The sequence below is a fragment of the Moorena sp. SIO4A1 genome (assembly GCF_010672065.1).
Taxonomy (GTDB): domain Bacteria; phylum Cyanobacteriota; class Cyanobacteriia; order Cyanobacteriales; family Coleofasciculaceae; genus Moorena.
In genome coordinates this window covers 1-14983 of record NZ_JAAHHX010000052.1, presented here as the reverse complement: position 1 = coordinate 14983, position 14983 = coordinate 1, and the positions used below count along the sequence as shown (strand labels likewise).

General features: G+C 45.3%; 12 protein-coding genes. 7 read left to right on the top strand and 5 right to left on the bottom strand.

Annotated features, from left to right (window positions below; genetic code table 11):
* Positions 1–74 precede the first annotated feature (74 nt).
* Positions 75–2285 (bottom strand): phosphoketolase, encoded by a 2211-nt coding sequence (locus F6K53_RS26465; protein WP_293018857.1) that lies wholly within the window; start codon positions 2283–2285, stop codon positions 75–77.
* 403 nt (positions 2286–2688) lie between these two features.
* Here F6K53_RS26465 and F6K53_RS26460 point away from each other — a divergent pair, with 403 nt between their 5' ends.
* Positions 2689–4074, top strand: coding sequence for a cytochrome P450 (locus tag F6K53_RS26460; RefSeq protein ID WP_293018855.1), 1386 nt, complete (start codon positions 2689–2691; stop codon positions 4072–4074).
* Positions 4075–4076: 2 nt separating this feature from the next.
* Here F6K53_RS26460 and F6K53_RS26455 read toward each other — a convergent pair whose 3' ends face one another.
* Positions 4077–4259, bottom strand: a complete 183-nt coding sequence (locus tag F6K53_RS26455; protein ID WP_293018854.1) for a hypothetical protein — start codon at positions 4257–4259, stop codon at positions 4077–4079.
* 126 nt (positions 4260–4385) lie between these two features.
* Complete coding sequence (locus tag F6K53_RS26450) at positions 4386–4880, bottom strand: ATP-binding protein (RefSeq protein ID WP_293018852.1); 495 nt, start codon at positions 4878–4880, stop codon at positions 4386–4388.
* Positions 4881–5429: 549 nt separating this feature from the next.
* Here F6K53_RS26450 and F6K53_RS26445 point away from each other — a divergent pair.
* Positions 5430–6575: a SpoIIE family protein phosphatase gene (locus F6K53_RS26445; protein WP_293018850.1), complete on the top strand. Its 1146-nt coding sequence runs from the start codon at positions 5430–5432 to the stop codon at positions 6573–6575.
* 375 nt (positions 6576–6950) lie between these two features.
* Here the strand turns inward: F6K53_RS26445 and F6K53_RS26440 are convergent, their stop codons facing one another.
* Positions 6951–7277 (bottom strand): STAS domain-containing protein, encoded by a 327-nt coding sequence (locus F6K53_RS26440; protein WP_293018849.1) that lies wholly within the window; start codon positions 7275–7277, stop codon positions 6951–6953.
* Positions 7278–7624: 347 nt separating this feature from the next.
* On the opposite strand from F6K53_RS26440, the gene dapB reads away from it, so the two are divergent.
* Both dapB and F6K53_RS26430 read left to right on the top strand, forming a co-directional pair.
* The gene (gene dapB / locus F6K53_RS26435) at positions 7625–8452 is read left to right on the top strand and encodes a 4-hydroxy-tetrahydrodipicolinate reductase (protein WP_293018848.1); all 828 of its coding nucleotides are present in this window, start codon (positions 7625–7627) and stop codon (positions 8450–8452) included.
* 135 nt (positions 8453–8587) lie between these two features.
* Positions 8588–9283: a phosphate ABC transporter permease gene (locus tag F6K53_RS26430; RefSeq protein ID WP_293044919.1), complete on the top strand. Its 696-nt coding sequence runs from the start codon at positions 8588–8590 to the stop codon at positions 9281–9283.
* A gap of 725 nt (positions 9284–10008) precedes the next feature.
* Here F6K53_RS26430 and prfC read toward each other — a convergent pair.
* Positions 10009–11637, bottom strand: a complete 1629-nt coding sequence (prfC, locus tag F6K53_RS26425; RefSeq protein WP_293044921.1) for a peptide chain release factor 3 — start codon at positions 11635–11637, stop codon at positions 10009–10011.
* Positions 11638–11993: 356 nt separating this feature from the next.
* Between prfC and F6K53_RS26420 the strand changes: the two genes are divergently transcribed.
* The 3 genes from F6K53_RS26420 to crtB all read left to right on the top strand — a co-directional run.
* On the top strand, positions 11994–12356 hold the full coding sequence (locus tag F6K53_RS26420; RefSeq protein ID WP_293036197.1) for a DUF4870 domain-containing protein: 363 nt from the start codon (positions 11994–11996) through the stop codon (positions 12354–12356).
* Positions 12357–12593: 237 nt separating this feature from the next.
* A complete protein-coding gene (gene pds, locus F6K53_RS26415) occupies positions 12594–14072 on the top strand; it encodes a 15-cis-phytoene desaturase (protein ID WP_293064661.1) in 1479 nt (492 codons plus the stop codon).
* A gap of 42 nt (positions 14073–14114) precedes the next feature.
* The coding region (crtB, locus tag F6K53_RS26410; RefSeq protein WP_293082698.1) for a 15-cis-phytoene synthase CrtB at positions 14115–14983 on the top strand (869 nt) is incomplete at its 3' end.

Sequence of the window (14983 nt, the reverse complement as noted above, 5' to 3'; positions counted from 1 at the left end):
GGCAGCGAGGCTTGATTAGTGCAGCCCCATCCTTAAAGATAGGGCTACACCAAAAAATTCTAGCCAACTAAATTTTAACCAACCAAGTCAATCGCTCGTTTAGCCAAAGCCTCAGCAGTCAAACCATTAAACGCCATAATTTGACCAGCACTGCCAGCCGTTTCACCACGCTTCCAAGCCACCACATCCCGCTGGCAAGTACTACGTAACATAATCGGTTCCAGCATCGCACTGGTACCACCAGTAACACCAATCAACCCATCCCCACCAAACAGCTGTTCAAACCCCTGATCATCTAAGAAACCGCCATCAGCTTCAGTACAGGTTTTCCAAGCCGTATCATCAGGACGGTACAAGCGGCGGGGACTGATTACCGAAACAATCCGCACCCCAATCCCTTGCTCTTCCAAATCCGAAGCAGCATCAAACACTGGCATCAGGCTCATATCCCCAATCACCGCAAACACAACAGTTTTACTACCTTTAGTTTCATGCAACACCACTGCACCATCTCGCAATCCTTGACGGGTTTGCTCAAAGGTCGTGCGCACCGGTAAGGGTGACTTACTAGCAGTAATGGTAATTCCTTTATTCTTAGTACTCAGCGCCCACTCATAACACACTTGGATACTATTAGCATCACAGGGAAACAAGGGGAAAATATTGCCATTGCGCATCATAGCAGCAAAGTAATTTTCAATTTCAGGACGCTGGTGAGTCCAACCATTGCGTCCTTGCTCCAGTGCCCCAGCGGTAAATAATGTAATAGTAGACGGAGTAGGACGGCGCAATTCTGCCATGGCTTGGGTAACGGTTTGCCAAATGGGTAACCCATTGATAGCAAAGGATTCATAAGAACACCACAGAGTACGAGCGCCAAACAAAGCTAACCCTACCGCTAATCCAGCACAAGCATCTTCACTCAAGGGTTCGTACACCTGACCTTTTGGGCCTTGGAAGTAAATTTCATCCGGGGTGGGGTGGATAATTTTTAGGGCTTGGTTAATATTATTAATTCCAGAAGCAGCATTGCCATCAGCATTGGAAATAATAAAATTAGGGTCTTTTTGCCCCACATGAGCAACTATCGTTCCCATAGCGGTAGTCGCTATTTTCTTGTCTGCGTCAATCACAAATTCCTCTAAAGGTAATTCACCTAAATCTGGTAAAGGCAATTCCTTTTCTGTGACTACAGTATGGGCTGCTGACCCTCCTCCAGAACGCTCAAAATTTGTCCTGACTAATTCCCAGGCTTTAGAAGGCAACGCCCGAGCTTTAAGGGCACTAACAATATAATCTTTTTCCAGGGTATCTCCTGGGTAGAGATTGTGAGCTTTCGCTCCCCGTTTGTGGACTCCCGCTCCTTTGAGTTGTTTAACAATCAGCACCGTTAACTTACCACTCAACGCTGATTTAGCCGCTTTATCCGTAGCTTCCAAAACCCCTTGGGTAAATGCCAACCGCTTCTGGAACGAAAACTCTGTGCTATCGATATACTCACCGGGTTGGTCAGCATCATCGTAATCCTTAGCATTGATTAAGATTACTTCTTGGAAACCATTCCCCTGCCAGTATGCAATCATCTCTTGATTGGACTTTGTGGAAACCATACTATGGTGTTCCTGGCTGTAACCATTCCACACTAATATGGGCAGAAAATTAGTCACCTGGGGATAAGCCGTAGAGAAGTGACCAAAACTGCTCATCACATAAGGTTCACCCAAGCCCCCATCCCCTATGGTAACTGGGAATAGTACCCCTGGATGAAGCAAAGCCCCGGCCATGGCAAAGTGTTGCCCTTGTCCGAGGGGGCCAGCCGGATTGAGGAGTCCGGGAATTTGACCAGAAAGGTGTCCGAGCAATCCGTGCATTTCTCGGAAGCGTTCCCCCATCTGTTCTACAGTCTTAATGCCCATCTCCTCTAGGGAGCCGTCCAGAAACATGTTACTGTAGAAGCCTGGGGCATGATGTCCCACTTCAGTAATAATGTTTTTGTAACCCAGCATCACCAAAGCTGCAATCCCGTCCGCAATGCTGGCAAATCCCCCTGGATGACCAGAAGATTTACTAGCAGTGATGTGCAGGGTTAGGTAGCGTAGGGCATCAGCAGCCAGTAAGGTCTGGAAGACAGCTGCTGGATCCTCAGGAGATGCGATCGCATTTTGCCCCAGGGCAATCGCTGCTTGTTGCCCGTATTGGTCAGAAGCCGCATCAAAACCCGGTATGGTGTTGCCAAAATACTGAATTCCTTGACAAAATGTCGGAACCCTGCTACCAACTGTCATAGTCTCAGAAACCTTTTCTAATTATTACGAGTATTAAACAAATATTACAATCAGCTGGCTTGGTGCGGAATTAGTATAAAGGGTAAATTTGGGGTTTTAACCAGTGAAATGTCTTATGGATGAGATTGATTGAGACTACTATTGAGACGACTTGAGAATCTGCAACTCTAGATCCATTGTCATACCTGCCTTGTCGAGATTGTGATCAAATCTTGCTTCATTTGAATTCCCAGAGACTAACAGAATAGGATTAATCGACTAGTTTTGATTACCCTTAATCCTATTAATAGCTTGTCAATAAGCGCTTTTCTGATAGTAATGAGCTAACCGAAGGTTTTGTTGCAATATGGTAGTTAGGTTAGACCATGAATTTGTCTTAAGAAAGTAACAGAGGAAAACGAGTGTGAGTAAATTGCCTGAAGGTCCTCAAATCCCTGAGTGGTTACAGTTAATCTATTGGGTTGCTGACCCTCTGAAATATTTGGATCAGTGTGTAGAACGCTATGGAGATACATTTACCATACGGCTAAGTGGTTTCGGACCGTTAGTCATCCTCAGCCATCCCCAAGCAATTCAGGAAGTCTTGACCGCTCCTCCTAGCCAGTTTAAGTCTGGTGAACGAAATAAGCTGCTACGACCCTTGCTGGGGGAAACCTCAATGACTTTACTCGATGGTCAACCCCACCAGCGGCAGCGTAAACTTTTGATTCCTCCCTTTCATGGGCAACGAATTAATTCCTACAGTCAATTGATTTGTGATATTACTGAGCAAGTAGCGAGTCAGTGGGTAATCGGTCAAGCCTTTACTGCCCGTACTGCCATGCAAGACATTACCATCCAGGTAATCATGCAGGGGGTTTTCGGTCTAGGTCACGGACCCCGTTACCAAAAACTGAAGCCACTCCTGGCAGCCATGCTAGATATGACTAGTTCCCCCCTGCGCTCTAGTATGCTGTTTTTTAAGTTCCTGCAACGAGATTTAGGGGCTTGGAGTCCTTGGGGCAAGTTGGTGCGGCGTAGGCAGGAAATTTATAACCTCCTTCAGGAAGAGATTAATCAGCGCCGAGAGCAACCCGAGCATATGGGCAATGACATTCTCAGTTTAATGATGTCCGCTCGGGACGAAAATGGTGAGTTAATGAGTGATCACGAGTTACAAGATCAGTTGATGACTCTCTTGTTTGCAGGTCATGAGACTACTGCAACCGCTTTAGCTTGGGCATTTTACTGGATTCATCGATTACCGACAGTGCGCCAAAAACTGCTAGAGGAAATTGATAGCTTAGGGGATAATCCAGACCCGATGGCAATTGCCCAACTGCCCTATCTCACAGCAGTAGCCTACGAAACCCTGCGGATTTACCCAGTGGCGTTTGTGATCTTCGCCCGCATTACCACAGCCCCAATTACTATTATGGGTCACCACTATCAGGCCAATACTACCCTTTTTGCCTGTCCCTATTTAACCCATCGTCGAGAAGACCTCTATCCAGACTCCGATCAGTTTAAACCAGAACGATTCCTTGAGCGTCAATACTCTGCCTATGAGTATTTTCCCTTTGGTGGTGGAAACCGACGCTGTATTGGTGCTACTTTGGCGATGTTGGAAATGAAACTGGTTTTGGCTAAGGTATTGTCTAATTATCACTTAGCCCTAGCACAAGACAAAATCATTAAACCAGCTCGTCGTGGATTCGCGATTGCTCCTGAAAATGGGGTTCCTATGGTGATGACAGGTCAACGTGTTGCTAAGGATTCACCAAAGCCTGCTACCGTAAATTCTATTTAGGATCAAAATAATTGTGCAAGTAACTGTCCCATAGCAACAGAAACGGTTATCCGTGATAACCGAGAGTCTTTGCGGCCAGTAAGGTTACCGAAAAGGGCGGTTGGATGCGATCGCGTAGCGTGACGGAACGTCAATCGCATTTTGTGAGCATACTCTTCCAAACCCGGTATGGTGTTGCCAAACAAAATAGTGAATTACTCAGAATATTAAAGATTTTGTGTTATTCTCTGCTGAGTATAAATAAATGTCAACAAAAGTCTAACTAGCACAGCATCAGAGTTTCAGGCACTTAGGTCACCCATCTAACTATCCTACTCCATCGGTCGGACAATTGGTAATCGAGACTCGTTAACATTTTCTTTACAAAAAGTTTTTAAATCGCTCTTTCCCAATTCCTGATAACACTTCACAATTAACAAACAGTTCCGGTTGTCATCGGTACGGGTATAGCTGAGATGATCAGCAATTTTTTTTAGTATTGCGATGCCACGTCCACCACCAGATTCAAGGTTCATTTGCTGCTTGATGTCTGTCAGCCGCTGTTCTAAATCAAAGGGAGGTCCTTGATCCCAGATGCGTAACTCTAAGCGCTGGGGGAATAAAGTAACTTCAACATCAATGGAAACGTCTTCTGGCAAATCTTTGTGAGCATGGCGAACAGCATTGGTAAATCCTTCAGCGAGAGCTAATTGGCACTGCAACCAGACTTTTTGGCGAACAGACGATGGTTTGAACTGGTCAAACCATCCCAAAGCCTTTTCTAACGCCTTAAGGTCGCTAGGAAATTTTTGGATAGATGTTTTCAATTTTTTCAATTCCTCAAAATCTTTTACATCAACCACATACATCAACCACATACATCAACCACATTGAAGCCTGATTCTCTCCAAAGGGTACTCTAAGATCAAGGAATCCAGTTTAACCTAGATTTATATCTCCCTCTACCATGGACTAATACTCAATGCCTTCAAAGAAAATTTTTTCCAGAAGCTTTGCCAGAAGCACTGGGAAAACCATTGGGGCAAATGGGGTTTCTTTTCCCGTTTTCTATCAAGCCAGGGGGTCTCGCCCTCTAGGGGGTCTTGCCCCCTAGAAGCTGTTGCCCAAAATCGGAAAGATTGATTGAGATGCGCGAAAAGGGGGAAGAAACCGGAAGCGGTGCAAGAGAAGGAAGTTAGGAACAAATAAATCCGGTATGCCAATAGGGAATGCCATCAATAAAAGTAACTCAGTCTAACTTACCTTGGGGTCTGATCAAGGTTTCGTGAAATTCAGCCGGTCAGAATCTACTTGCTGTCCTGATTGTAAGTCAGTGTATTGATAAATCCTAGAGTAATTTGTACAACCTCAGTGCCATGAACCAAATTCTGATTATTGATGATGATCCAGCCATTCAGATGTTACTGAAACGAACCCTTTACAAGCAGGGTTATGAGGTAGCTGTAGCTAGCAACGGCGAAGAAGGTTTGGTGCAGGTACAAAAGTTACGTCCAGCCCTAGTCATTTGCGATTGGATTATGCCCGGTATGAATGGATTGGATGTCTGTCGTCAACTCAAGGCAACACCGGGACTCTCAACCACCATATTTATTCTGGTGACATCTCGAAATTCCATTGAAGACCGGGTAGAGGGGTTAGATGCTGGAGCAGATGACTTTCTGTGTAAGCCGATCGAAATAGCAGAGTTGAACGCACGAGTCAGAGCTGGCTTGAGGTTACATCAACTAAGTCATGATTTGCAGCACCAAAAGCAGTTGTTGGAGGGAGAATTAGCCGAGGCAGCAGAGTATGTTAGTTCGATTCTTCCAGACCGGATGATCAAACCATCGGTGACCATCGACACCCGATTTATTCCCTCCCGAAAACTGGGAGGTGATGGCTTTGACTATTATTGGCTAGACTCAGAGCATTTGGCAATTTATCTGCTGGATGCTGCTGGACATGGCTTACGAGCTGCCTTGCCCACACTTTCAGTGCTAAATTTACTCAGGTCGCGGGCTCTAAAGTCGATTAACTACTATCAACCGAGTGATGTTCTACGAGGGTTGAACCAAACCTTCCAGATCACTGAGCGAAATGATAAATACTTCACGGTCTGGTATGGGGTATATAACCAGGTCAAGCGTCAACTGGTCTATGCTAGTGCAGGACATCCACCCGCAATATTAATTGCTCAGACCCATGGTTCCTTGATGGAAGTACAACGTCTAAAAACCCCTGGCTTACCCGTTGGTATGTTCCCAGATGCCGATTACATTGATCAGTGCTGTGAAATTACTGAATCGAGCACCCTATATATATTCAGCGATGGGATTTACGAGATTAACCAATCCAATGGGAACGTTTGGGGACTTGAGCCCTTCATTAGGTTACTGGCAGAGTGTAAGCAAAATCACAATGGTGCTTGTCACCTAGATTTGATTTTGAAATCTCTGGAAGCCGTGAACCCTAAACACTATTTTGATGATGATTTATCGTTACTGGAAATCAATTTTTTATGAACACTTTCCCTGGAATAATCAACCTCATTTACCTGAAATAAATTGGCATATTTTAATGAGGAGACAGGATAATCAATGGCAGTCAATCATCAGAAGCATTCAGCCAGGTTAGTGGGCCGATAAAGAACGATTGGTGGCTTTTTTTGCCAATTTATGTTCAAAATTACTGGAGAACTAATTATTATGAATCCTGACTTTTGACTGGATAATCCTGACTCCTCAATCCTAAATCGGAGGATAGTTGGTTATGTCGAACTCAGGTTAATTAAGGGTTAGGGAATTTTCCTAAACCATCTTCCTACCTTTACTGAAACAAAACCTAGGATTTGAAAAGGGCTACGCCCAAGGGCGATCGCCCTATAGACTTCCCTGGAATTATCTTGTAGAAAGCACCTCGCTTTCAAAATCTTCTCGTGTAGAAAAGATTTCAAAAACTCTGTCCATGCTGGTCAGTTCAAATAACATTTTGATTTGCTCATTAACTGAGCAGATATACATCTTGCTCCCAGCAGCACGAATAGTTTTCAGAGCAAGTACCAACGCTCCCAAACCAGAACTATCCATAAAAGTAACATCTTTAAAATCAATCAAAATAATATCTGCGTTAGATTCCACCAGCTCAGCAACCTCTTGACGAAAACTGGCAGCTTGTGTACCATCTAGAATGCCTGTGGGTTGAACTACTTTAACAGCACTACTCATATACCAAATTAAGCTAGTTACAAACATATACTGACTTTGCTAGTATAGCCGTGACAATTCATTTCAGCCAGATGCTGACCCACGCCCTACCCTACCACTACAGCACTAATCGCTTCTTTCAGGATTAGCCTCACCGATAAAGAGCATAGTAAACTTGAATTTGGGATGAATTTGGGGGCTAATAACGGGGGCTTATAACTACAAGCAAGATTTGAACCCATCTACCCTTAGTGCTATCCGTGGTGTCCGCTCGGGTCTTCACGGTTCCATCCCCTAAGCCCACTCCCACCAAAACTCCCAATATACACTAGAATTACCTTGGCAGAGCCCCAAACTATCCTGAAACCATGTCCAATTCAAATCCCATTCCAGTAGTAGTAAACGGTGCCGCCGGAAAAATGGGTAGAGAGGTGATTAAGGCTGTATCTCAAGCCCAAGACATAACCCTAATCGGTGCCATCGATACCAATCCTAAGTATCTAGGTCAAGACGCCGGAGAAGTTGCGGGGTGCGAACCAGTTGAAATTCCCATTCTCAATGACCTGCAAGCCAATCTAGTTCTTGCTACCCAAGAAAAAACCCAAGGGGTGATGGTAGACTTTACCCACCCTGATAGCATATACGAGAACATCCGAACTGCGATCGCATACGGTGTCCGCCCCGTAGTTGGCACCACTGGTCTTAGTCCCGACCAAATCAAAGACCTCTCAGAATTTGCTGAAAAAGCCAGCACTGGCTGCCTAATTATCCCCAACTTCTCCATTGGTATGGCATTACTGCAACAAGCAGCTGTGCAAGCCTCCCAATACTTTGACCACTTAGAAATCATAGAACTCCACCACAACCAAAAAGCCGACGCTCCCAGCGGTACTGCCATTCAAACCGCCCAACGAATGGCTGGAGCAGGTAAAACCTATAATCCGGCAATGGTGGAAGAAACCGAAAAACTAAAAGGTGCCAGGGGAAGTATTGCAGAAGACAATATTCGGATTCATAGCGTGCGTTTACCTGGCTTAATTGCTCACCAAGAAGTCATCTTCGGTGCCCCTGGTCAAATTTACACCCTACGTCACGACACCAGCGACCGTTCCTGCTATATGCCAGGAGTACTGCTCGCGATTCGCAAAGTTACCCAGCTCAAAGGTCTACTATATGGGTTAGAGAAAATCTTGTGACGAGTTATTGGTCATTAGTCATTAGTCATTCGTGATTTGTCAAAATTGAGATCAATCACAATAAATCTAAAAACTAAACACTAAAGACAGATTAATTAACTAAAGACTAAGGACTAAGAACTAAGTACAAAACCCATGCTAATTCCGATCACTCGCCAGAAGTTTGAACAAATCGTTCCCGTCCTAGCCACGGGGCTCCAGTATCGCTACTACTGGGGCAAGTTTCGAGATTTTTTAAGGCGACTGTTAATTTCTTTAATCGCAGTTGTGGTGATTTTAATTTTAGCTTTGATGCTTGGTTCAGCTTTTGCTCCCTTCCGGGTATTATTCGAGATCACTGCAGGGCTTTACTGGTTGTGGGGTCCCGTATATTGGGCAAGTATGCGAAACCTAAAGATGCGCCGATATGGCTATAGTGGCTTCTGGCAGGGTCGAATCGAGGATGTATTTGTGACGGAGGAGTTGATTGGTACAGAAGAACAAGTCAATCAGCGGGGTGAGTTGGTAATTGTGGAACACCGGGAGAGACGGTTAAATCTAGAAGTCGAAGATGAAACTGGATTTATAAGTCAGCTGCAAGTTCCCCTAGAACGCCTCCACAAAAATATTTCACCTGGACAAATTGCTCAGATGTTGGTTATGTCCAATCAGCCTGACTTAGGGAAGATTGCCCAGACCAGTGATATATATATTCCTAGCTTAGACATTTGGGTAAATGACTATCCTTACGTGCAACGAGATGTCTTTGTCCAAGTTAGTCGTAAATTGAGGGATGAAGAGCGCTCTTATTCGAGACAACGTCCCCGTAGTTCTAGGCGTCGAAGGTCTTAGTGAAGTACCCCAACCTGTTTCACTGAGGTTGGGGCTTCCAATTCTCAGATCTAATCAGGGACGGTTTTATTCGTCTTTGGGATTTCCCGCTTCATCCGCCGATGCCTCAACCAGAGGCGCAAGCCAAGGCCGGGTTTCCCAGCCATTGGAAAGCACGCCTGCTAGCGTTGGTCTTACTCAGCGTCCACAGGCAGACATCCGCCTTCCGCAGACGTATAACTTTTACGACAGACTTACCTTGGAATTACAGCATCTATGGCTAACCAGCTGGGGCAAGTCTCTTCCCTGAGCTCTGCTAGTACTTTTATACCTTGGGATCTAAAACATCCGATAATTAGACCGTTTTTAAGGTAGCCTTTTAGTCAGTCAGGCGGGTCAGCAACCATGTTCATTTTAGCACCAATCTCATAGGTTGTCGTTTCGCTATCCATCCCGGAGACGAAACCTGATTGTTGGGTCGCCTTATTACAAAAGCGCCGTTACCTTTTATGCATAACCTGCCGACGCTCAAGCCGCGACCCTACCTTACGCTAACTTCTTTCCCCACCTTGAAAGAAGGTGGGGAATTCCGCGAGTTTTGTTAAGGATTAACGGTGTGCAGCTCGTTCGTGCCTAGGATCCTCTAGTTTCTAGAGGGGTAGTGGGATTCGTTGGCTAGAAACCATACCCTACACCCCACACCCAGTAAGGCTAACAAGGCTGCTTATCACCCCGTCACATAAATGCTATGTAGACTTGGGTTCAGAACCAGACACCACAGGAGCGCTAGAATTCAAATCCAACTCTGGATGATCTTCTGCGACTTGCTGCAAATTCCACTGATTTTTAAACAATAGCACTGGACGTCCCCAATTATCTTTGACTGTCACAGTATTAAACAAACGCCCAGCTTTTTCCAAGGCTCCCCAGCCACCGGCTACCCAACGAGCCACACTATAGGGCAACATATCCAACCTGGTTTCTACGCCATACTCATTTCTGAGGCGAAACTGGACTACTTCAAATTGCAACTGTCCCACTGCTGCCAGAATTGGGTCCCGCTTCGACTCATCAACGGAATACATAATTTGCACAGCCCCTTCTTCCCGCAACTCCTTGACTCCTTTCTGGAACTGCTTAAACTTAGAGGGGTTAGGATTCTTCAAATAAGCAAACAATTCTGGGGAAAAACAAGGAATACCTTCATACTCCAACTTCTTACCGTTGTAAATCGTATCCCCAATCGCAAACACCCCCGGATTATTCAAACCAATCACATCCCCTGCATAGGCAACATCAATGGATTCTCGGTCTTGAGCAAACAGCTTTTGGGGTCTTGACAAACGAACGGTTTTACCAGTACGAGCATGGCTGACAGTCATATCCTTTTCAAACTTACCCGTACACACCCGCACAAAGGCCACCCTATCCCGGTGCTTGGGATCCATATTCGCTTGCAGCTTAAACACAAAGCCACTAAAGTCTGGATAAGTTGGAGGAATCTCGCCCACTGTGGATTTCCGAGATTCTGGTTTCAGGGCATAGTCCAAAAAAGCATCTAGAAAAAGCTGCACCCCAAAATTAGTCATGGCACTGCCAAAAAACACAGGGGTCATTTGACCAGCATGAATCAGCTCTAAATCCAGGTCTGGACCAACACCATCGAGAATTTCTAACTCTTCCTTGAGTTGATAATATAAGTCTTGTTCTAGCAGCTGTTCAATCTGGGGGTCCCCCAAATTAACTACCGTATCCTTCGCCTCCCGGGAGCCGTGAGCGGTGCGTTCAAACAAGTGGATTTGTTGTCTTCGGCGGTCAAAAACTCCTTTAAAGCGATCGCCCATGCCAATCGGCCAGTTGACCCCATAGGTTTGTAACCCCAGCTCCTGCTCAATCTCATCGAGTAGTTCTAGGGGTTCTCGTGCGGGACGGTCAAGCTTGTTGACAAAGGTAAATATAGGAAGCGATCGCATTTTGCACACTTCAAACAATTTCCTGGTTTGGGGCTCTAGACCCTTTGCTGCATCAATCAGCATCACCGCATTATCAGCTGCTGCCAGAGTGCGATAGGTATCTTCACTGAAATCTTGGTGTCCGGGTGTGTCCAGTAAATTAATCTGACAGTCCTCATAGGCAAACTGCAACACCGTCGAGGTAATCGAAATTCCCCGTTGTTGCTCCATTTCCATCCAGTCCGAGGTTGCCTTGCGCTGAGCTCGCCGTGCCTTCACTGCTCCGGCTTCGTGAATTGCTCCACCATAGAGTAATAATTTTTCTGTCAATGTAGTTTTACCCGCGTCCGGGTGGGAAATAATCGCAAAGTTACGGCGGTGTTCAACAGCGTTGAGCAATTCTGCCTCAAGTTCAGTGGACATCCGAAAAGACTAGATAGGGGACTTTCCTTTACATTCTGACATAATTTTATGGTTATTAGTCCTTTCTGATTGACCAGAGTCTGCTCGTAGTTACAAATGACTAATGACTAATAGACCATTAGCTTGCCGTCCAAAACTAGTCTTGATAATTGAGCCCTGAGGCGAATTCACCTATTCCCGTTTTCCCATTCCCTGTTCTATACTTTTGCTAATTATACTAAATAATAACTAATCAATAATGTGGTGATTTCATACCTGATTTTGGACGGAATTTACTACCTATAGTATAGGGAGATAAATGCTATGATTATAGGTAAGTAAAATTGAATACATTATCGAAATAAAGGAGCTCTATTATGGTTTATGACCAAAAAAATAACATCGACTATGACCCCGACAAGCGCAAGCTTTTATCAGCATTATGTCACGGAGCAATTTTCATTAGTGTCTCATTTATCTCCGTGTTAATTCCCCTGGCTATCTTGTTAATCTCCGATGATCAAGTAGTCAAAGATAATGCCAAAGAGTCCCTTAATTTTCACTTCAATGTCTGGCTATATGAGGTAATTTTTGGGACTTTGACTATTATCCTGATTGGTTGGCTTTTCCTGCCTCTGTTATTTATTTTAAGTTTGGTACTGCCGATTATGGCAATTCTCAAGATTCTTGGGGATCCCAATGTATCCTACCGCTACCCATTTATATTCCGTGTGATTTAAGCTAGCGCTAGGGTTTAACTCGAACCTGAGTTAACAGGGGGGAGCATGCCATGGTTGCAGAAAGAGTGTCACAGGAGGTCAGGAAGATTCGATCAGACCAGAGAATTTCATTCTTCCCCCTCTTCCCGCTCTTACCACCCCCCGGAAAAACCTGGGGGTCAGATGTAAAATGTAACGAAATGCAAAGTATAATTAAAAGAACACCCCTAAGCGAAAAATTTACAGTATTACTATCACATGCGAGTTGCGATCGCTGGAGCCGGACTAGCAGGGCTTTCCTGTGCTAAATATCTAACAGACGCTGGTCACACCCCGATTGTCCTAGAACGCCGAAATGTTTTAGGCGGTAAAGTGGCAGCCTGGAAAGATCAAGATGGAGACTGGTATGAAACTGGTCTCCATATATTTTTTGGTGCCTATCCCAATATGCTGCAGCTAATTAAAGAACTGGGTATTGAAGACCGGCTGCAGTGGAAAGAGCACACCATGATTTTTAATCAGCCAAATCAACCTGGAACTTACTCCCGGTTTGACTTCCCAGATCTACCAGCTCCCCTCAATGGGATTGTGGCAATTCTGCGCAATAACGACATGCTGACCTGGCCCGAGAAGATTAGCTTTGGGATAGGGTTGATTCCGGCCATGCTTCAAGGGCAAAAGTATGTGGAAGCAATGGACAAATACTCCTTCTCCGAATGGCTGAAAAAACAGAACGTACCACCGCGAGTAGAGAAGGAAGTCTTCATCGCCATGTCTAAGGCACTAAACTTTATTGGGCCTGATGAAATTTCGTCCACTGTAATCTTGACTGCTCTTAACCGCTTCCTACAGGAAAAAAACGGTTCCAAGATGGCATTCTTGGATGGTTCTCCCACGGAGCGACTCTGTCAACCATTAGTTGATTATATCACACAGCGGGGTGGAGAAGTACGCTTGAATGCCCCAGTTAAAGAATTTTTACTCAATTCAGACAACACTGTCAGTGGGTTCTTGATCCGGGGATTGAATGGAGCACCCGATCAAGTTCTGACAGCGGATGCTTATGTATCAGCTATGCCGGTAGACCCTTTAAAGCTGATGATACCCAAACCTTGGGGTGACATGGAATTTTTCACACAGCTGGATGGGCTAGAGGGGGTACCGGTAATTAACCTGCAGATGTGGTTTGACCGCAAACTGACGGATATTGACCATCTGTTATTTTCCCGATCACCCCTGCTTAGTGTCTATGCTGACATGAGCAATACCTGCAAAGAGTACGCTAATCCTGACCGCTCAATGTTGGAATTGGTCTTAGCACCTGCGTCATATTGGATTGGCAAATCCGATCTCGAAATTGTGAATGCCACCCTAGCAGAACTGGAGAAACTGTTCCCCAAGCATTTTGGTACTGATAACTCAGCTCAACTGCTAAAATACCACGTGGTTAAGACTCCCCGTTCGGTATATAAGGCAACTCCAGGACGGCAGCAGCACCGTCCCTCCCAAGAAACACCCATTGCCAACTTCTTCCTAAGCGGGGATTACACTATGCAACGATACCTAGCAAGTATGGAAGGAGCCGTACTTTCTGGTAAGCTGACATCGCAGGCAATAAATAACAACAGCACTAGGCTTTCACAAACCAGCGCTCAACCACTAGCCGGCAATCAGAAAGCAGAGATTGACATCCCGTTAGTCTCTTCACCCATGCCAAGGGCGAGTACTGAGGGCTGAAGGATGAAAGTTGAAAGCTTCCAATCTCCAACGTTGCTAAGAATGCTCCAACTGCCCAAATCTCAGCCCATGAGAAACCTGGCCTCCCGGTCAAAATCCTACGAATTATGCCGCCAGATTACGGCGAAGTACTCTAAGACGTTTTATCTTGGCACCCTACTAATGCCAGAAGCCAAACGTCGAGCCATCTGGGCAATATACGTCTGGTGCAGACGAACTGATGAACTAGTTGATGGTCCCCAGGCGGCTTTAACCACCCCTGAAACCCTAGATCAGTGGGAAGAACATCTGGAATCTATATTTGCCGGACATCCCATCGATGACTATGATGTGGCTTTGGTCGATACCCTAGAACGGTTTCCAATAGATATTCAACCCTTTCGGGATATGATTGCAGGTCAGCAGATGGATCTCTACCGTAGTCGCTATGAAACCTTTGATGAACTTAATCTTTACTGTTATCGGGTGGCGGGTACGGTGGGGTTAATGTCTAGTGCTGTGCTGGGGGTTGACAACTCCACTAGTAAAGCACCCTGGGATCAGCAAACAAACTCCTATAATCCGGTGGGAGAAGCGATCGCATTAGGTATTGCCAATCAGCTAACTAACATCCTCCGAGATATTGGAGAGGATGCTAGACGAGGTCGTATTTACATACCCTTAGAAGATTTGCAACGGTTTAATTACACTGAGGATGATTTGTTCAAAGGTGTGGTTGATGACCGTTGGCAGGAACTAATGCGTTTCCAAATTCAACGGGCAAGGGATTACTATACCAAAGCAGAAAGAGGTATTAGAGCCCTAAGCCGTGATGCCCGTTGGCCGGTTTGGTCTGCGTTGATGCTCTATCAGAAAATTCTCAATGTGATTGAACACAACCATTACGATGTATTTAGCCAAAGAGCCTATGT

What these genes read in the sequence shown, in the direction of transcription:
- dapB (WP_293018848.1), top strand. Translation starts at nt 7,625, where the DNA reads ATGTCCAATTCAAATCCCATTCCAGTAGTAGTAAACGGTGCCGCCGGA.
- prfC (WP_293044921.1), bottom strand. Translation starts at nt 11,637, where the DNA reads ATGTCCACTGAACTTGAGGCAGAATTGCTCAACGCTGTTGAACACCGC.
- F6K53_RS26440 (WP_293018849.1), bottom strand. Translation starts at nt 7,277, where the DNA reads ATGAGTAGTGCTGTTAAAGTAGTTCAACCCACAGGCATTCTAGATGGT.
- pds (WP_293064661.1), top strand. Translation starts at nt 12,594, where the DNA reads ATGCGAGTTGCGATCGCTGGAGCCGGACTAGCAGGGCTTTCCTGTGCT.
- F6K53_RS26430 (WP_293044919.1), top strand. Translation starts at nt 8,588, where the DNA reads ATGCTAATTCCGATCACTCGCCAGAAGTTTGAACAAATCGTTCCCGTC.
- F6K53_RS26445 (WP_293018850.1), top strand. Translation starts at nt 5,430, where the DNA reads ATGAACCAAATTCTGATTATTGATGATGATCCAGCCATTCAGATGTTA.
- F6K53_RS26420 (WP_293036197.1), top strand. Translation starts at nt 11,994, where the DNA reads ATGGTTTATGACCAAAAAAATAACATCGACTATGACCCCGACAAGCGC.
- F6K53_RS26465 (WP_293018857.1), bottom strand. Translation starts at nt 2,285, where the DNA reads ATGACAGTTGGTAGCAGGGTTCCGACATTTTGTCAAGGAATTCAGTAT.